The sequence below is a fragment of the Dactylosporangium sp. NPDC049140 genome (genome assembly GCF_040648435.1).
The window spans coordinates 674,959-692,204 of sequence record NZ_JBEZDS010000001.1; the positions used below are offsets into that span (position 1 = coordinate 674,959).

16 protein-coding genes are annotated in these 17,246 nt (G+C 73.0%); 11 read left to right on the top strand and 5 right to left on the bottom strand.

Features of this window, described 5'->3' with window-relative positions:
• The first annotated feature begins 8 nt into the window (after nt 1-8).
• Both AB0B76_RS03005 and AB0B76_RS03010 read left to right on the top strand, forming a co-directional pair.
• Nucleotides 9-647: a class II aldolase/adducin family protein gene (locus tag AB0B76_RS03005; RefSeq protein ID WP_360368290.1), complete on the top strand. Its 639-nt coding sequence runs from the start codon at nt 9-11 to the stop codon at nt 645-647.
• A 77-nt stretch (nt 648-724) separates the two neighbouring features.
• Nucleotides 725-2,245, top strand: coding sequence for a substrate-binding domain-containing protein (locus AB0B76_RS03010; protein ID WP_360368293.1), 1,521 nt, complete (start codon nt 725-727; stop codon nt 2,243-2,245).
• On the opposite strand, the gene AB0B76_RS03015 is transcribed toward AB0B76_RS03010, so the two are convergent.
• On the bottom strand, nt 2,242-3,021 hold the full coding sequence (locus AB0B76_RS03015; RefSeq protein ID WP_360368296.1) for a DedA family protein: 780 nt from the start codon (nt 3,019-3,021) through the stop codon (nt 2,242-2,244). The genes AB0B76_RS03010 and AB0B76_RS03015 overlap by 4 nt on opposite strands.
• Before the next feature lie 46 nt (nt 3,022-3,067).
• Between AB0B76_RS03015 and amrS the strand changes: the two genes are divergently transcribed.
• From amrS to AB0B76_RS03040, 5 genes are all read left to right on the top strand, one after another.
• Complete coding sequence (amrS, locus tag AB0B76_RS03020; protein WP_360368299.1) at nt 3,068-4,132, top strand: AmmeMemoRadiSam system radical SAM enzyme; 1,065 nt, start codon at nt 3,068-3,070, stop codon at nt 4,130-4,132.
• Complete coding sequence (gene amrB, locus AB0B76_RS03025) at nt 4,129-4,893, top strand: AmmeMemoRadiSam system protein B (protein ID WP_360368301.1); 765 nt, start codon at nt 4,129-4,131, stop codon at nt 4,891-4,893. Before amrS ends, amrB begins: the two co-directional genes overlap by 4 nt.
• 167 nt (nt 4,894-5,060) lie before the next feature.
• The gene (locus AB0B76_RS03030; RefSeq protein ID WP_360368304.1) at nt 5,061-5,948 is read left to right on the top strand and encodes a phytanoyl-CoA dioxygenase family protein; all 888 of its coding nucleotides are present in this window, start codon (nt 5,061-5,063) and stop codon (nt 5,946-5,948) included.
• Between the two features lie 64 nt (nt 5,949-6,012).
• Nucleotides 6,013-6,519, top strand: coding sequence for a SigE family RNA polymerase sigma factor (locus AB0B76_RS03035; RefSeq protein ID WP_360368307.1), 507 nt, complete (start codon nt 6,013-6,015; stop codon nt 6,517-6,519).
• Complete coding sequence (locus AB0B76_RS03040; protein ID WP_360368744.1) at nt 6,519-7,436, top strand: LCP family protein; 918 nt, start codon at nt 6,519-6,521, stop codon at nt 7,434-7,436. The genes AB0B76_RS03035 and AB0B76_RS03040 overlap by 1 nt, the downstream gene beginning before the upstream one ends.
• A 7-nt stretch (nt 7,437-7,443) precedes the next feature.
• Here AB0B76_RS03040 and AB0B76_RS03045 read toward each other — a convergent pair whose 3' ends face one another.
• Nucleotides 7,444-7,656, bottom strand: coding sequence for a hypothetical protein (locus AB0B76_RS03045; protein ID WP_360368310.1), 213 nt, complete (start codon nt 7,654-7,656; stop codon nt 7,444-7,446).
• Nucleotides 7,657-7,896: 240 nt separating this feature from the next.
• Here AB0B76_RS03045 and fbaA point away from each other — a divergent pair, with 240 nt between their 5' ends.
• The gene (gene fbaA / locus AB0B76_RS03050; protein WP_360368313.1) at nt 7,897-8,922 is read left to right on the top strand and encodes a class II fructose-bisphosphate aldolase; all 1,026 of its coding nucleotides are present in this window, start codon (nt 7,897-7,899) and stop codon (nt 8,920-8,922) included.
• A gap of 511 nt (nt 8,923-9,433) precedes the next feature.
• Here the strand turns inward: fbaA and AB0B76_RS03055 are convergent.
• On the bottom strand, nt 9,434-10,660 hold the full coding sequence (locus tag AB0B76_RS03055; RefSeq protein ID WP_360368316.1) for a hypothetical protein: 1,227 nt from the start codon (nt 10,658-10,660) through the stop codon (nt 9,434-9,436).
• Between the two features lie 215 nt (nt 10,661-10,875).
• On the opposite strand from AB0B76_RS03055, the gene AB0B76_RS03060 reads away from it, so the two are divergent.
• The gene (locus AB0B76_RS03060; RefSeq protein ID WP_360368319.1) at nt 10,876-11,289 is read left to right on the top strand and encodes a DUF3151 domain-containing protein; all 414 of its coding nucleotides are present in this window, start codon (nt 10,876-10,878) and stop codon (nt 11,287-11,289) included.
• 26 nt (nt 11,290-11,315) lie between these two features.
• Here the strand turns inward: AB0B76_RS03060 and AB0B76_RS03065 are convergent, their stop codons facing one another.
• Entirely contained in the window at nt 11,316-13,292 is a 1,977-nt protein-coding gene (locus tag AB0B76_RS03065; RefSeq protein ID WP_360368747.1) for a chromosome partitioning protein, read from the bottom strand.
• Nucleotides 13,293-13,713: 421 nt separating this feature from the next.
• Nucleotides 13,714-14,589, bottom strand: a complete 876-nt coding sequence (locus tag AB0B76_RS03070) for a diacylglycerol kinase family protein (protein ID WP_360368322.1) — start codon at nt 14,587-14,589, stop codon at nt 13,714-13,716.
• 83 nt (nt 14,590-14,672) lie between these two features.
• On the opposite strand from AB0B76_RS03070, the gene AB0B76_RS03075 reads away from it, so the two are divergent.
• The gene (locus AB0B76_RS03075) at nt 14,673-15,959 is read left to right on the top strand and encodes an adenylosuccinate synthase (protein ID WP_360368325.1); all 1,287 of its coding nucleotides are present in this window, start codon (nt 14,673-14,675) and stop codon (nt 15,957-15,959) included.
• A gap of 9 nt (nt 15,960-15,968) precedes the next feature.
• The gene (gene purD, locus AB0B76_RS03080; protein WP_360368328.1) at nt 15,969-17,216 is read left to right on the top strand and encodes a phosphoribosylamine--glycine ligase; all 1,248 of its coding nucleotides are present in this window, start codon (nt 15,969-15,971) and stop codon (nt 17,214-17,216) included.
• Nucleotides 17,217-17,246: the final 30 nt, after the last annotated feature.

A 17,246-nucleotide genomic window follows, 5' to 3' on the forward strand; every position in this document is an offset into this window, starting at 1 on the left:
GTAGCGCCTTGGGGCACTACCCGACCGGGGACCTCCGCGACCAACTCGCCCATCTCGGGCAGGCGGTCGTGCGGGCCGGACTCGTCGTGGGCTCGGGTGGCAATCTGTCCGCTCGGGCACCAGACACGGACGAATGCTGGGCAACCGCGGCCGGGACCTGGCTCGATGGCCTCGACCGCGGATCATTCGTTCGGATCCGAATCATCGACGGCGCGACCCTTGACAGGGTCGCGCCGTCGTCGGAGCTCGGGCTCCATCTGGCGATCTATCGCGCTCGCCCCGACGTCAACGCGGTCGTGCACCTGCACCCGCAGAGCGTCCTGCTGCTCGACGCGATCGGCGCGCCGATCCGGCTGGTCACCACCGACCACGCCTTCTACCTGCGCCGCGTCGCCACCACGCCGTTCGTGCCGCCGGGCCGCCCCGAAGTGGGCCGGCTGGCCGCCGAGGCGTGCGCGGACGGCACCAACTGCGTCGTTCTCTCCCGCCACGGCTGCTGCGTCGTCGCCGACTCGGTGGAGTTGGCGCACAAGCGCGCCCTGTACCTCGAGGAGGCGGCCCGGCTGACGTACCGCGCCCTGGCCCTCGGCGCCCCGCTCCCGCAGCTGCCGGCCGACTGGCTCGACGACCCCGCCGCCACCGTCTGAGGCCGGTCCCTTACCCTCTTCCTCCTGTCGAACCGCAGGTCAAGGGGGCATGAACGGTGGATGTCCGGAGAAGGCGGGTGCCCCTCGCGGCCGGTGCCGCGCTGGCCCTCGTCGCCGTCACCTTCGTCGCCGTGCGCGCGGTGACCGGCGGCCACGGCTCGTGCACCGGCGCCGTGCGGCTCCTCGTCGCCGCCGCCCCGGAGATCGCGCCCGCGGTGCGCGCGGCGGCCGATCGGTTCGCCGCCACCGGGCCGGCGGTCCGCGGCGACTGCGTGCGGGTCGAGGTCACGGCGGCCGAGCCGGCCGACGTCGCCGGCCGGCTCGCGGCCCGCACCGGCGGCAACCTCGGCACCGGCGCCTCGGCCGCCCCCTCGCCGGCCGACGCCGACGTGCCCACGGTGTGGATCCCCGACTCGACGGTGTGGCTGACCCGGGTGCGCGGCGCCGACCAGCAGGCGTTCGAGGCGCGGACGGACTCGGTCGCGACCAGCCCGGTCGTGTTCGCCGCGGCCCCGCCGACCGCGGCCGCGCTGGGCCTGCGCTCGGTGGGCGCGGCCCAGGTCGGGGCGCTGCTCGCCCGGGCGCGCATCGGCGCCGTCGACCTGCGGCGCAGCGCCGCCGGGCTGGCCGGGGCCGGGCTGCTGTACGACGGCATCGCCACCGACCCCGACCGCCTGGTGGATCTCGTCCGGGCGTACCGGTCGATCGCCGTCGCGCCCGACCCGGCGACGCTGCTGCGCAACGCGGCCGCGGGCGGCCAGGCGGTGCTGACCAGCGAGCAGCAGGCCGGGGCGCTGACGGCGCTCCCGCTCGAGCCGGCGGTGGCCCTGGACTACCCCTTCGCCGTGGTCAGCGGCCGTCCGGCGGCGAACCTGGCCGCCGCCGAGCTGCTGCGGGCCGCGCTGGCCGCGAACGGCGACGCGTTCACGAGCCGGGGCTTCCGCGCGCCCGCGACAGGCAAGGCCGACGACGGGCCGAAGATCGCCGACGTGCTCGGGTACTGGAACGCCACGACCGCGCCGTCGCGGGTGCTGACGCTTGTCGACGTGAGCGCGTCGATGACCCGGCCGATCGCCAAGGGCGGGCCGTCGCGGCTCGACGTGCTGCGCAAGACGGCCACCGACGGGCTGGGGCTGTTCACGGACGACAGCGAGCTCGGGCTGTGGGCGTACTCCGCCGGCCACCAGCAGGTCGTCCCGGTGTCCGCGCTCAACGAGGGCCAGCGCGCCCGGCTCAGCGGCGCGGTCGCGGCGGCCCGGGCCGCGCCGAGCGACGTGTGCGGCCTCTACGAGACGGTGCTGGCGGCGTACACGTCGCTCAGGGACGGCTACCGCGAGGGCCGCTCGAACACCGTCGTGGTCTTCACCGACGGCTCGAACTCCAAGCCCGGGATGAGCCTGGAGACGCTGCGGCTGGAGCTGGAGCGGGCCACCGACCCGACCCGCCCGGTCCGCGTGGTGCTGCTCGGCATCGGCCCCGACGTGCACAAGGACGAGCTCGAGGCGATCGCGGCGACGACGGGCGGGCGGGCCTTCGTGGTGCAGGACCCGGAGCAGATCGGCAACATCTTCCTCCGGGCCCTGATCCGCACGTCTTAGTCGTGCACCCGGTGGGTGCCGGGGCGCTCGGCCGGGGGAACGGTCGGGAAGACCTCGGTCGGGGCGTTGGCCGGGTCGGCCGCCCGGTGCGCGACGCCGCGCTTGCGCTCCCGCCAGCCGCGGAAGATCTCGATGAAGATCGGCAGCGCCGAGATCAGCACGATCAGGGCGACGGCCGGCACGAGGTACTTGTCGATCTCCCCGCCGGTCAGGTCGAAGATCTGCTTGGCCAGGGCCCAGCCGATCAGGATGATGCCGTCGGTCCACAGGACGCCGCCGACCACGTTCCACACGAAGAACTGCCGCGCCGGCATGCCGATGACGCCGGCGACCGGGTTGAGGAACGTGCGCACGATCGGGATGAAGCGGGCGAGCACGACGGCCTTGGCCGGGCCGAACTTTGCGAAGTAGTGCTCGGCCTTCTCGACGTACTCCTTCTTGAAGATCCGCGAGTTGGGCCGGTCGAACATCCGGCGGCCGTAGCGGGCGCCGAGGTAGTGGCCCAGCTGGGCGCCGGCGATCGCGCAGATGGGAGCGCCGATCAGCAGCTGGGTCAGGCTCAGGTGCGTGCCGACCAGCTCGCTGGCGACGGGCGACGCGGCGACGCCGGCCAGGAACAGCAGCGAGTCGCCGGGGAAGAAGAAGCCGACCAGCAGCCCGGTCTCGACGAACATGATGAGCCAGACGCCGATCACGCCGAACGTGCTCAGCAGCCCCTTCGCGTCGAGAGGGTTGAGGGAGAGCAGGTCGCCCAGGGCACGCGTCTTTTCTTCCACGGGTCACCAGGGTACGTGAGGGCGCTCGCAAAGCTAAGCTCGGAGTATGGCGGTGGTCACGACCGCACACTGGCACCGGCTCGACGACGGGCGGGTTCAGTGCGACGTTTGTCCCCGCAACTGCCGTTTACACGAAGGCCAGCGGGGTTTCTGCTTCGTGCGGCAGCGCGAGGACGACCAGATCGTGCTCACGACCTACGGCAGATCCTCAGGGTTCTGCGTCGACCCCATCGAGAAGAAGCCGCTGAACCACTTCCTGCCCGGGACGCCGGTGCTGTCGTTCGGCACCGCGGGGTGCAACCTCGGCTGCCGGTTCTGCCAGAACTGGGACATCTCCAAGAGCCGCGAGATCGACACCCTCGGCTCGGCGGCCGGCCCGGAGCAGCTCGCCGCCGAGGCCGAGCGCCTGGGCTGCCGCTCGATCGCGTTCACCTACAACGACCCGGTGATCTTCATGGAGTACGCCATGGACGTCGCCGACGCCTGCCGGGAGCGCGGGATCAAGGCGGTCGCGGTCTCGGCCGGGTACATGAACCCGGCCCCGCGCGAGGAGTTCTACCGGCACATCGACGCGGCAAACATCGACCTCAAGGCGTTCAGCGAGCGCTTCTACGCGAAGGTCACGTTCGCGCGGCTCGGCTCGGTGCTGGAGACGCTGGAGTACCTGCGCACGACCGACGTGTGGTTCGAGGTCACCACGCTGCTGATCCCGGGGCAGAACGACGGCGACGACGAGCTGCACAAGCAGTGCGACTGGCTGCTGGAGCACCTGGGGCCGGACGTGCCGCTGCACTTCTCCGCCTTCCATCCCGACTTCAAGATGCGCGACGTGCCCCCGACCCCGCCCGAGACCCTGCGCCGCGCGCGGCGGATCGCGCTCGATACGGGCCTGCGGTTCGTGTACACCGGCAACGTCCACGACCCCGGCGGCCAGACGACCCGCTGCTCCGGCTGCGGCGCCGCGGCCGTGGTGCGCGACTGGTACGACCTGGTCAGCTACGCGCTCACCGACGACGGGCGGTGCACCGCGTGCGGGCATGCCATGCCGGGCGTGTTCGAGGGCCCGGCCGGCGGCTGGGGCCGGCGCCGGCTGCCGGTGAGGATCGGGTGAGACCGCCCGCCGTGGCCGGGAGCTTCTACCCGGACGACCCGCGGGAGCTGCGCTCCACTATCGAAAGGCTTTTGGCGGCGGTACCGGCGGCAAGCGACGAATCGCGCGCGTACATCGTCCCGCACGCCGGTTACCGGTGGTCGGGTCCGACGGCCGCGCACGCGTACCGCCGCCTCGAGGGGCGTACGGCCGAGCGCGTCGTCCTCGTCGGCCCCGCGCACCGGGTCGCGCTGCGGGGGGCCGCAGTGCCGACGGACTCGGAGTGGTCGACGCCGATGGGTACTGTGACGCTCGACACACAGGGCGCCGGGGAGCTCGTGGCGGCCGGGCTGGCGGTGGCCGACGACGCGCCGCACGCGCCCGAGCACTCACTCGAGGTACAACTCCCGTTCCTGCAGTTTCTGGGGTTCTCGCGGGTGCTGCCGGTGTGCGTCGGGGTCGCGCCGGTGGACGCGGTGGCGGCGCTGCTGGCCGCCGTCGCGGGGCCCGGCTCGATCGTGCTGTGCAGCACCGACCTTTCGCACTATCTGACGCAGGAGCAGGCCCGGGCGGCCGATTCGCGCACCGTCGCGGCGATCGAGCGCCTCGAACCCGGAGGCGTCGGCGACCGGGACGCTTGCGGACGGTATGCGCTGCGCGGCCTCCTGGCGTGGGCCCGCGATCGCGAATCCGCGGTCCGGGTGCTGCACCGGGCCACCTCGGGCGACGAGGGCGGGCCCCGCGACCGGGTCGTCGGCTACCTGGCCGCCTCGCTGGACTGATCACGCTCGGTAGCCGTCATTGGCACACCGACGTCATAACGGACTATTCCGTTGCGTCCGTTTCGGCCAAAAGACCCTGACCGATCGGCCGACCTCTGATGAGGCGCTCCCGCTCCGTCTTTCGAATGGAGGCGCCGGTGGACGGCGCCGGAACTGGAGAACGGGGCATGTCTGCCACGACGACGGCCGGCCCGGCGGCCGACACCGGCTGGGTGCCGATGACGAGCGAGCAGCGGGAGCAGTTCGACACGGACGGTTACCTCGTGTTGAAGGGCGTGCTGAGCCCTGCCGAGGTCCGCCACTACGCGTCCGTGCTCGACGTCGCGCACGCCACGCACCCGCGCGCGGCGGACGGCTCTCTGCACCTGCTCAGCGCCGTGACGAGCTGCCCGGAGCTGGTCGACCTCATCGACCACCCGGCGACGCTGCCGCTCGTGTGGTCGATGCTCGGCTGGAACGTGCACATCTACCACTCGCACCTGGACGTGCACCCGACCGTCCCGGCGGCCAAGCCGGACTGGTGGCACTGGCACCAGGACGGCGGCCGGCAGAACCGGGAGCTGGAGACCGACCCGCGGCCGCGGCTGTCGGTGAAGCTCGCGTACTGGCTCTCGGACGTCTCCGAGGAGGGCCGGGGCAACCTGACGCTCCTGCCCGGCAGCCACAAGACCAACTGGCTGCCCGGCCCGCCCAGGCGCGATGTGCCGTGGCCGGCCCCACAGGGCGCCAAGCAGGTCAAGGTCGACGCCGGCGACGTGGTCTTCTTCGACCGCCGGATCTGGCACGCGCGCTCGGACAACTACTCCGAGATCACCCGGCGCTGCGTGTTCCTCGGCTACACGTACCGCTGGATCGCCATCCGCGACGAGGTCGCCGGCCTGCCGAACAAGCCCTGGTGGAGCCGGCTGAACCAGGTCCAGCAGCAGCTGCTCGGCGGCATCGGGGTCGGCGACGGCGACCACCACTGGGGCCACTACCCCGAGTCGACGCCGCTCTACGTGGCGCTGCGGGAGCGGGGCCTGCTCGACCCGAGCTACCCGCCGCTCATCCCCTGACGCAATGTTCGCCCGGCTTCGATCCGTCTTAGGGTCGGAGCCGGGTTTCGCGTAAGGGGTCGGATTGACGTTCGAGGAGTTCGTCGAGGCGCGGTTGCAGGCGTTGCTGCGCTATGCCGTCATGCTCACCGGCGACCCGCACACGGCGCAGGACCTCGTCCAGGACACGATGATCCGCGCGCAGCTGAAGTGGCGGCGGATCGCGGCGGCCGACCTGCCCGAGCGCTATGTCAAGCGCATGATCACCAACGCCTACGTGGACCTGCACCGCGGCTCGTGGCTGCGCCGGGTCGCGCTGCGCGGCGTCGAGATCGACAACGGCCTGCTGGAGCCCGACCACGCCGACACCCACGCCGAGCGCGACCAGGTGTGGGTGCTGCTCGGCGGCCTGCCCCGCCAGCAGCGCGCGGCCCTCGTGCTGCGCTACTACGAGGGGCTCACCGACGGCGAGATCGCCGACGTCATGGGCAGCCCCGTCGGCACCGTCCGCTCGTGGATCTCCCGGGCCCTCGCCTCGCTGCGCGCCAGCACCGCGCCCACCCTCGCCGGCGACGGGGGCGCGACGCCGTGATGGACGACCTGCTGCGCGAGACCTTCGCCCGCCACGAGGAGCTGATCCCGGTGGCGTCGCCCGAGCTGGGCGATTCGATCGTGACCGGGGCCCGCCGGCTGCGCGCGCTGCGGCGCTGGGTCGTCTCCGGCCTGACCTTCCTGTGCTCCATCCTCGCGCTGCTGCTGGTGCCGTTCGTGGCCGCGCCCCGCCCGGCGCCGCCCGAGGCGGTCCCGCCGTCGCAGCCGATCAACCTGCTGATCATCGGCATCGACCGGGGCAGCGGGGCGCCCGCCCGGGTGAACGCCAACGCGATCGTGCTGGTGCACGTCAACCCGGGGGCGCGCACCGCCTACGAGGTGGTGCTCCCCCGCGACCTGCGGCTCGAGCTGCCCAGGCTCGGCCTGCAGCGCGCCGACGGGGCCTACCTGGTCGGCGGGTACCAGCTCGCGTCCGAAGCGGTCGCCGCGATGACCGGGCTGACCCTCGACGGCGGCGCGGTCGTCGACCTCGCCGGGCTCGAGTCGGTCACCCGGGCCGCGGGCGGGGTCGATCTCTGCGCGCCCGGCTGCCGGCACTTCGACGCGCACGAGGCGGTCGACTACCTGCGCCGGTCCGTGGCGGCGGGCGACGATCGGGTGCTGCATCAGTACCTGACCGAGCTCGCGAAGGCCGCGGCCGACCCGACCAGGCTGCCCGGCCTGGTCTCCGCGGCCGCCGACGCGCTCGAGCTGCACCTCGGGCCCACGTCGCTGTCCACGCTTGCCACCCGGATGGCCGGGGTCGACCCGGCGGCGGTGACGGCGATACGGCTGCCCGCCACCGCCGGCGAGCGCGGTCCGGAGCCGGTGCCGGGCGGGGACGGGCTCTTCGAGGCCATGCAGAACGGGCGGGTCGGGGCCTGGCTGAAGGCTCACCCGCAGTACGCGCTGGCCTAGCGCCCGGTCAGTACTCGTCGTCGAGGTCGACCTCGCGATCCTGCTCGATCGCGTCGTACTCGTTCGCCTCCCACGGCCGCGCATGGGGCGCGTACGGCCGGTCCAGCGGGTTGGCCGGCTGGGCCTGCTCGGCCGCGTCCTCGGGCGAGGCCTCCGGGTCGCGCACGTCCGGGTCGAGAAGCTCGTCGAGGGTCAGTAGTTCCTCGTCTGGCTGGGTCATCGCCGGGGCTCCCTGTCGCTCGCTGCGGTAGCTCGCTTCCGTACCTTGGCCGTTCTCCACCGTACGACTGTTCCGGGGGCCGCGCCCCCCGGCCCGGGCAAATCCGGCCCAGGTCACCCGGCTACGAGCGATGCTCAGGACTGCGAGATACTCCGTGGCAGGACAGCGCGGTCCGCGTTGGAGCTCGCGCCTGTCGGCTCCAGCAACCCCGCACGATCCATTGAGTCAAGGAGCGCCGTCATGCCCATCGCCTCGTCCGATGTCTACGCCGAGATGCTCGACCGCGCCAAGGCCGGCGCGTTCGCCTACCCGGCGATCAACGTCTCGTCGTCGCAGACGCTCAACGCGGCGATCCGCGGCTTCGCCGAGGCCGAGAGTGACGGCATCATCCAGGTCTCGACCGGCGGCGCGGAGTACGTCTCCGGCCCGACCGTGAAGGACATGATCACGGGCTCGGTGGCGCTTGCCGCGTTCGCGCACGAGGTCGCGAAGAAGTACTCGGTCAACATCGCGCTGCACACCGACCACTGCCCGAAGGACAAGCTGGACAAGTTCGTCCGCCCGCTGCTGGACATCTCGGCCGAGCGCGTCGCCAAGGGCGAGGAGCCGCTGTTCCAGTCGCACATGTGGGACGGCTCCGCGGTGCCGCTGGGCGAGAACCTCGACATCGCCGAGGAGCTGCTGGCCAAGACGGCCGCCGCCAAGGTCGTCCTCGAGATCGAGGTCGGCGTCGTCGGCGGCGAGGAGGACGGCGTCGTCGGCGCGATCGACGAGAAGCTGTACACCACCGTCGAGGACGGCCTGGCCATGGTCGAGAAGCTCGGCCTGGGCGAGAAGGGCCGATACATGGCCGCCCTGACCTTCGGCAACGTGCACGGCGTGTACAAGCCGGGCAACGTCAAGCTCCGCCCCGAGATCCTGAAGACCATCCAGGACGCCGTCGGCGCGAAGTACGGCCAGGACAAGCCCCTCGCGCTGGTCTTCCACGGCGGCTCCGGCTCGCTGCTCTCGGAGATCCGCGAGGCGCTCGACTACGGCGTGGTCAAGATGAACATCGACACCGACACGCAGTACGCGTTCACCCGCCCGGTCGCCGCGCACATGTTCAGCAACTACGACGGCGTGCTGAAGGTCGACGGCGAGGTCGGCAACAAGAAGGCGTACGACCCGCGCGCCTGGGGCAAGGCCGGCGAGGCCGGCCTGGCCGCCCGCGTGGTCGAGGCCTGCGAGCACCTGCGTTCGACGGGCACCACGCTGTCGAAGTAGTTCCGAGCGGCGCATACGACGACGGCCCGGCTGGACTCCAGCCGGGCCGTTCGTGTTGCGTCACCGGTTACTCGTTGAGGAAGTTGAAGTAGCCGCCGGCGGTGACCGGGCCCCGGATCGGGTTGGCCGAGTCGGTGATGTCCGCGATGGTGACCGGGCAGGTCCCCGCGTACGCGTTGGCGCCCAGGCCGTCGGTGTCGTTCGTGACGTCGGCGTCGTGACGGTGACCTGCGTGCCCGCGGCCTGATCGACAAGACCGCGGCGGACTACAACGGCGCCTCGGCGACCTGGGCGGTCATGTGGCCGGTCACGGTGAGCACGAGCACCTGCTTGGCGGTGTCCGCGGCCAGCTTGCCGGTCGAGCGGTGGCGGCGGCGGTGCTCAGCCCGAGGGAGACGGCGCGCTTTCGCCGGAATTGTTGCTGCGTCATTGGGTCTAAGTCCTCTCTGCAACCATTTGCCGACCCAACGTAACAGAGCCATTACTTTAAGTAATGGAGAAACGCACTCACTTAGGCGGTCAGAATTTCGGCCGCTTCCGCCACGTCGTCGGTGATGTGCAGGAGCGGGCGCAGGTCCCCGACCGGCGAGGCGGCCAGCAGCGGCTCGAGCAGGCCGCGAATGGGCAGCCGCTCGGTCCAGTGCGCCACGTCGAGGAAGACGAACGGGCCGCTGACGCCGTCGGTGGAGTAGAAGGTCTTGGTCGCGGCCTGGAACACCTCCTGCACCGTGCCGGCCATGCCCGGCGCGAAGACGATGCCGCCGCGGGAGAGCCGCAGGATGGTGTCCTCGCGGATCGCGTTGGAGAAGTACTTCGCGATCTTCGCGGCGAACAGGTTGGCCGGCTCGTGGCCGTAGAGCCAGGTCGGGATGGCCAGCCCGCCGCGCCGGGCCCAGGTGACGGGGTCGACGGCGGCCTGGTCGGCCGGCTCGGACGAGTCGGGCGTCGGCGGGACCGGGCGGCCGTAGCGCTCGCGGACGGCCAGGGCGGCCGCGGTGTACGGCTGGTGGTCGTGGAAGTCGGGCGCGCCCGCGAGCCGGTCGATCGCCTCGCCCACGACCTCGAGGGGATGCTCGGCCAGGAACGCGCCGAGGTTGGCCGCCTCCATGACGCCGGGGCCGCCGCCGGTCACCACCAGGCGGTCGGCGCGCGCCAGGCGCCAGGCGAGTTCGGCGGCGCTGCGGTACTCCACCGCGCCCCGCCGCGCCGCGTGGCCGCCCATGATGCCGGTCGCGGCGGCCGGCCCTCGCGCGGCGATCCAGCCGGCCGTGACGTTGGCCAGCGCGTTGTCGACGCCGGAGTCGTGCATGCGCTGGGCGACGGCCTCGCGGATCTCCGGTGTCGCCCCGCCGGTGGCGCGGAAGTGCCGGTACACGACCGTGTCGAACATGCCCTCGAAGCCGCCTGAGGCGAACCCCGCGGCGAGGTCGTCGGGCACGTAGAGCTGGGAGGGGTGGGTCGCGTACGGCACGCTGTCGAACTCGGGCACCACGACGGCCCGGCGCCGCAGCAGGTCCACGACGTGGTCGAGGCCGTCGAAGTGGCAGCCGATGAACAGCGCGTCGGCGACGTCCACGGCGGACAGGTCGACGGCGCTCAGGTCGAGGCCCTGGACGACCTTGCCGGCGATGGTGCCCTGGCGCAGGTGGAACTGCAGCTCGTCGGGCGACTCGATCTCGTCCGGGGAGTGATCGTGCAGCGCGACGACGTCGGGCGGTGGCGGGGTTGGCACGGTCATATCCTGCCAAACCCCTGCAAAGCCGCCGCCGGGCGACCTGGGTCTCTATCGACGTTGAGAGCGACGGCCCGATCCGGAGGACCGAGCCGTCGCGAACCGGGTCCTGGGGAGGCTCCGGACTTTCAGTTGTAGTACGTCCCCGCGGGCGGCACACCCTCCGTGCGCTTCACGCGGGCTCAACCGTTCAGTCAAGCCTTCTCTGGTGTAATTGCGGCATGCCGAACCTTCTGCCCGAGCCCGCGCCCACCCTGCTTCCTGCCGAGCCACACGCCGCCGAACAGCTGGCGAAGGCCGACACCGAGGAGGCCGCCAAGGCGGTCGCCGCGCAGAACCCGGCCTACAGCGCCGCGTGGGCGCGCCTCGCCGAGCTGGCCCTTGCGGCCGGCGAGCCGGTGACCGCTTACGCATACGCGCGCACCGGCTACCACCGCGGCCTCGACCAGCTGCGCCGCAACGGGTGGCGCGGGGCCGGCCCGGTGCCGTGGGCGCACGAGCCGAACCAGGGCTTCCTGCGGGCGCTGAACGCGCTCGGGCGGGCGGCCGCGGCGATCGGCGAGGACGAGGAGGCCGAGCGCTGCGCGACCTTCCTGCGCGACAGCGACCCGGCCGCCGTGACTGCCCTTTCCTAGAGCCCCTCCGGCACGGCCGCTCTCTCCTAGAGGCCCTCCGACACGGCCGCGGCGACCTTGAGCCAGGCGTCGCGGCTCGCGGAGGTCAGGCCCGGGTAGCGGATCGGCTCACCCGAGTCGATGAACTTCTCGTAGGGCACGATCAGCACGGTGCGCGTCCGGGCCGCGAAGTGCCGGGTGATCGCGGGCACGTCGACGTGGCGCCGGCTCGGTGGCATGGACACGACCGTCACCGCCTGGCGTACGAGCCGCTGCCGGCCGTGCTGCTCGAGGTGGTCGAGCATGCGTGAGGCGGTCTCGGCCGAGTCGTTGCGCGCCGACATCGTGACCACGAGCTGGTCGGTCGCGTCGATCGCGGCCTGCCAGTTCTCGGCCCGCACGTTGTTGCCGGTGTCCACGACGATCAGCTTGTAGAACCGGCTGACGACGTCGCGGATCTCCCCGAACGCGTCGGCGGTGAGCATCTCGCCCGCGGTCGCCGACTCGTCGGACGCGAGCACGTCGAACATGCCCTCGCCCTGCGCGCGGACGTACTGCGACAGGTCGCCGACGCGGCCCTGGGCGCCCTTGAAGTTGCCCAGGTCGTGCATCAGGTCGCGGACCGTACGGTTGTGGAAGTCCTGCTGGGCGCGCATGCCCAGGGTGCCCTGGGTCTCGTTGTTGTCCCAGGCCAGCACGTAGCCGCCGCGCTTCTGCCCGAACGTCATCGCGAGCAGCAGCACGGCCACGGTCTTGCCGGCGCCGCCCTTGGGGTTGACGACTGTCACCTGGCGCAGCCCGCCGAAGTTGCGGCGGACCATCTCGACTTCCTGCCGGTACTCCTGCTCGCGCCGGCCCGGGGTCACCGCGACCAGACCCAGGGTGCCCTTGGCGAGCGCGCCGCGGACGCCGCGGGATGCCACCGGGTCGGCCGGCTTGGCCTGGCGGCGCCGGGCGAACTCCTCGGCCGTGGGGGTCGTGCCGTCGTGCCAGTTGTCCTGGGGCATGGGCGGCAGCGGAGGGACGGCGGGGTTCTGGCCGGGCGGGCCGGCGAGTCCCTGGTACGGCCCGGGGGGTCCGGGCGGCATCTGCCCGGGCGGGAACTGTCCGGGCGGCGGCATCTGTCCCGGCGGGAACTGTCCGGGTGGCATTTGTCCGAAAGGCGGGCCGGGCGGCGGGCCCTGGTGCGGTCCGGGCGGGGGTCCCTGGGGCGGCAGGACGGGGAACGCCTGCGTCGGGGGCGCCGGTGCGAAACCGTCCGGTCCGGGGATCGGCGGCCCGGGCATGGGCGGTCCTGGCACAGGGGGACCAGCCATGGGCGGACCAGGCGGACCCGACATGGGCGGACCGGGTGGGCCTGACATGGGCGGACCGGGTGGGCCTGACATGGGGGGACCGGGTGGGCCTGACATGGGGGGACCAGGCGGACCCGGCATCGGCGGACCAGGCGGGCCCGGCATCGGCGGACCGGCCATCGGCGGACCGGGCATCGGAGGACCGGGCATCGGAGGACCGGGCATCGGAGGACCGGCCATCGGAGGACCGGGCATGGGTGGGCCGGGCATGGGGCCTGGGCCCGGCGGTGGCGGCACAGGGGCGCCGGGCGGCGGCCCGCTCACCGGCCACGCGCCTGGAGGAGGCGGCAGCACGCCGGGCAGCGGCGGCCCCGGCAGCGGGCCCGGAGCGGGCGGCGGCGGGGCGAAGTTGGACGGCGGCGGCGTGGTCGGAGGGGTCGAGTAGATACCCACGGCGGGAGGGCCGGAGACGGGCCCCGGCGCACCCGAGACGGGGGCGGGCGGACCCGACACCGGCCCCGGCGGCCCCGAGACCGGCGCAGGAGGACCAGGAATCGGGGCGGGGCCGCCCGGGAACGAGACGGGAGGGCCGGGGATCGGGGCCGGCGGACCGGAGAACGGACCCGGCGCCGGGGGACCCGAGATGGGGCCGGGACCGCCCGAGACCGGCCTCGGAGGGCCCGAAACAGGAGGCTGGAACGGCCCGCCCACCGGAATGCCGCCGGACACGGGAATGCCGTTCCCGCCGCTCAGCGGGATGCCACCCCCGGGCGCCGACACCGGCTCGCCGGCGCTGGGCGCGTGCGGGACCGGGCGGCCGTGCTGCAGGCCGCCCTCCACGCCCGGGCCCGGGCCGAAGATCGGGCCGCGGCCGTTCGGGTCGTCCTCATTGTCGTCCTCGGGCCTGGCGGGGCCGCCGGGCGGTGGCGGGGGCCACGCCAGCGGATCCACCGAGCCGGGCGGCTGTGACCAGGGCGAACCGGCGTGGTCAGACCCCGCGCCGGCGCCCTGGGCCGCGCGTTCACCCCGCCGTCCGTCGATGCTCTCGTCCGGCGGCCAGACCATGTCGTTCACGCTCGATTCCCTCCCCGCGGTGCACTACCACCGTATGCGACGAGTTCGACCTGCGACACTGCTGCGTGTACGGGCCCTATGGCACGTACACGCCCCAGGCCCCGCGCTCCATCCACCACGATCGCTTGCGGGTCAGGGTGCCCTCCACGCCGTCGTCGACGAACGGCACCTCGGCGCGCGGCGAGATGGCCACCGCGCGGCCGTGGGCGCGGCGGACCTGGATCTCCACGCGCGGGCGGCGGAACAGCCCGCGGGAGGCGACCGGGACGGCGACGGCCACGTCGAGCACGCCGTCGTCCATGACCGGCGCGGCGATCAGGGGCAGGCCGTCGACCGTGGCGTACCGGGACGCGTTGGCGACGACCGACATGAGCACGGGCTCGGTGCCGTCGGCCAGGACTGCGTCGTCGACCTCGACGCGGGCCAGGTAGGTGCCGGCCGCGCCGTCGGCGTTGACCCCGCCGAGCAGGGCGCCGTCGAGGGTGACCGAGCCGCCGTCGTTGCGCAGCAGGTCGAGGCGGCGCACGTTGCCGCCCAGCACCGCGGCGGCCACGTCGGCCGGCGCGCGGGGCAGGCCCAGCCGCGTGGCCAGGTCGGTCGGGTCCGGGCCGAGCGGGAGCACGCCGATCGGCGGCAGGTCGGGGATGGTCCGGTCGCCGGGCAGGGACTCGGGCCGCTTGCTGGGCGCGGGGGCGTACCGCCGCACCAGCCGGCGCATGACGGCCCGCAGCTGGCCGTCGGCGGCCGTGGCGACGATCACGCGGGCCTCGGGCAGCGCCGCGAGAGCTGCGTCGATCTCCTTGTCGTCGTGCGCCACGACGGTCCGGACCTCGGCACTTGCCGTGCGCAGGGCGTCGCGGCAGGCAAGAATGGGGGTTCGGGTGCCGCACGCGCCGTTTTCGCAGCCACACTGCGAGTCTTCGCCGAGCGCGAGCAGCACGATGTCGACCACCGTTGTCAGCCTGCCTTTCCGAAGGTTGTTAGCCTGGCATCCCGGGCGAACGCGGGTCGCCCGACCTTGGAGGGCGAGCAGACATGCCAGCGATCGTGCTCATCGGCGCTCAGTGGGGCGACGAGGGCAAGGGCAAGGTTACCGACATGATTGGCGGCGGCGTCGACTACGTCGTGCGCTACTCCGGCGGCAATAACGCGGGTCACACAGTCGTGACGCCGGATGGGCAGAAGTTCGCCCTGCATCTCATGCCTTCGGGCGCGCTGTGGCCCAACGCGGCCATCGTGATCGGCAACGGCGTCGTGATCGACCCGAAGGTCCTGCTCACCGAGATCGACGGGCTCGCCGAGCGCGGCGTCGACGTGTCGCGGTTGATGATCTCGGGCGACGCGCACCTCATCATGCCCCACCACCGGGCCCTGGACCGGGTGGTGGAGCGCTACCTCGGCTCGTCGCGGATCGGCACCACCGGCCGCGGCATCGGCCCGGCCTACGGCGACAAGGTCTCGCGGATGGGCATCCGCGTGCAGGACCTGCTCGACCCGGGCATCCTGCGCAAGAAGCTCGAGATCGTGCTGCGCGAGCGCAACCAGGTGCTCTTCAAGGTGTACAACCGCAAGGAGATCGACGTCGACGCGGTGGTCGAGGAGTACCTCACCTACGCGGAGCGCATCCGGCCGTACATCACGGACACCCGCCAGGTGCTGTGGCGCGGCCTGGAGGAGGGCCGCACGGTGCTGCTCGAGGGCGCCCAGGCCACCATGCTCGACATGGACCACGGCACCTACCCGTTCGTGACGTCGTCCAACCCGACCGCGGGCGGCGCGTGCGTGGGTGCGGGCATCCCGCCGACCGCGATCAGCCAGGTCATCGGCGTGACGAAGGCCTACACGACGCGGGTGGGCTCGGGCCCGTTCCCGACCGAGCTGTTCGACGAGAACGGCGTGCACCTGCGCAAGATCGGCCGGGAGTACGGCACGACCACCGGCCGCGAGCGGCGCACGGGCTGGTACGACGCCGTCGTCACGCGGTACGCCACCCGGCTGAACGGCATCACCGACCTGGTCGTGACCAAGCTCGACGTGCTCTCGGGCCTGGACAAGGTGCCGATCTGCGTGGCGTACGAGGTGGACGGCAAGCGCACCGACGACATGCCGATGACGCAGACCGAGTTCCACCACGCCACCCCGGTCTACGAGGAGCTGCCCGGCTGGTGGGAGGACATCTCCCAGGCCCGCTCGTTCGACGAGCTCCCGGTCAACGCCCGCCGCTACGTCGAGCGCATCGAGGAGCTCGCGGGCACGCGGGTGTCCATCGTGGGGGTGGGTCCGGGCCGGGACGAAAACGTGGTGCGGCACCCGCTCCTCTAGGCTGTTCGGGTGCGCGTACTCCTCATCGGAACGGGCGGCCGCGAGCACGCGCTCGCCGCCGCCCTGGCCGCCGACCCGGCCGTGACCGCCCTCGTCTGCGCGCCCGGGAGCCCGGGCCTGGCGACATTGGGCGAGCTGGCCGCGGTCGACCCGCTCGACCCGGGCGCGGTGGCCGCGCTCGCCGTCGAGTCGGGCGCCGACCTCGTCGTGGTCGGGCCGGAGGCGCCGCTGGTCGCCGGGGTCGCCGACGCCGTACGGGCCAAGGGCATCCCCTGCTTCGGCCCGTCGCAGGCGGCGGCCCAGCTGGAGGGGTCGAAGGCGTTCGCCAAGGACGTCATGCGCGCCGCGGGCGTGCCGACCGCGCGGTCGTTCGCCTGCACCACGCCGGAGGAGATCGCGGCGGCGCTGGACGAGTTCGCGCCGCCGTACGTGGTCAAGGACGACGGGCTCGCCGCGGGTAAGGGCGTGGTCGTCACCGAGGACCGGGACGCGGCCCTCGCGCACGGCGTGGCCTGTGGGCGGGTCGTCGTGGAGGAGTACCTGGCCGGCCCCGAGGTGTCGCTGTTCGTGGTGACCGACGGCGCGGCGGCGGTACCGCTGCAGCCCGCCCAGGATTTCAAGCGGATCTTCGACGGCGACGAGGGCCCGAACACCGGCGGCATGGGCGCGTACTCGCCGCTGCCGTGGGCCCCACCCGACCTGGTCGAGCAGGTCATGGCGAGCGTGGTCCAGCCGACCCTGGCCGAGATGCGCCGGCGGGACACGCCGTTCAGCGGCACGCTGTACGTCGGGCTGGCGCTCACCGCCGACGGCCCGAAGGTCATCGAGTTCAACTGCCGCTTCGGCGACCCGGAGACGCAGGCCGTGCTGGCCCGCCTGGAGACCCCGCTCGCCGGGGTGCTGCATGCCGCCGCCGTCGGCCGCCTCGCCGAGGACCCGCCGCTGGCCTGGCGCTCGGGGGCCGCGGTCACCGTCGTCATGGCGAGCGCCGGCTACCCGGAGTCGGCCCACACGGGCGACGTGATCACCGGTGCCGACGGCGTGCCCGGGGTGCTGCACTCGGGCACCGCCCGCCGCGACGACGGTGCGCTGGTCACGGCCGGCGGCCGCGTGCTGACCGGCACCGCGCTCGGCGCGACCCTGGCCGAGGCGCGCGAGGCGGCCTACGCGATCGTGCGCGGGATCTCCTTCGACGGCGCGCAGTTCCGCACCGACATCGCTCTCGCCGCGGCCGAGGGAAGAATTCTCCTGCCGTAGGCAACCCGGCCGGTCGATGCCTCCGTTTCC

Bases quoted from the DNA above. Each gene is read 5' to 3' on its own strand.
- amrS (WP_360368299.1), top strand. From the start codon at position 3,068: ATGGCGGTGGTCACGACCGCACACTGGCACCGGCTCGACGACGGGCGG.
- AB0B76_RS03030 (WP_360368304.1), top strand. From the start codon at position 5,061: ATGTCTGCCACGACGACGGCCGGCCCGGCGGCCGACACCGGCTGGGTG.
- AB0B76_RS03040 (WP_360368744.1), top strand. From the start codon at position 6,519: ATGGACGACCTGCTGCGCGAGACCTTCGCCCGCCACGAGGAGCTGATC.
- AB0B76_RS03045 (WP_360368310.1), bottom strand. From the start codon at position 7,656: ATGACCCAGCCAGACGAGGAACTACTGACCCTCGACGAGCTTCTCGAC.
- fbaA (WP_360368313.1), top strand. From the start codon at position 7,897: ATGCCCATCGCCTCGTCCGATGTCTACGCCGAGATGCTCGACCGCGCC.
- AB0B76_RS03055 (WP_360368316.1), bottom strand. From the start codon at position 10,660: ATGACCGTGCCAACCCCGCCACCGCCCGACGTCGTCGCGCTGCACGAT.
- AB0B76_RS03060 (WP_360368319.1), top strand. From the start codon at position 10,876: ATGCCGAACCTTCTGCCCGAGCCCGCGCCCACCCTGCTTCCTGCCGAG.
- AB0B76_RS03075 (WP_360368325.1), top strand. From the start codon at position 14,673: ATGCCAGCGATCGTGCTCATCGGCGCTCAGTGGGGCGACGAGGGCAAG.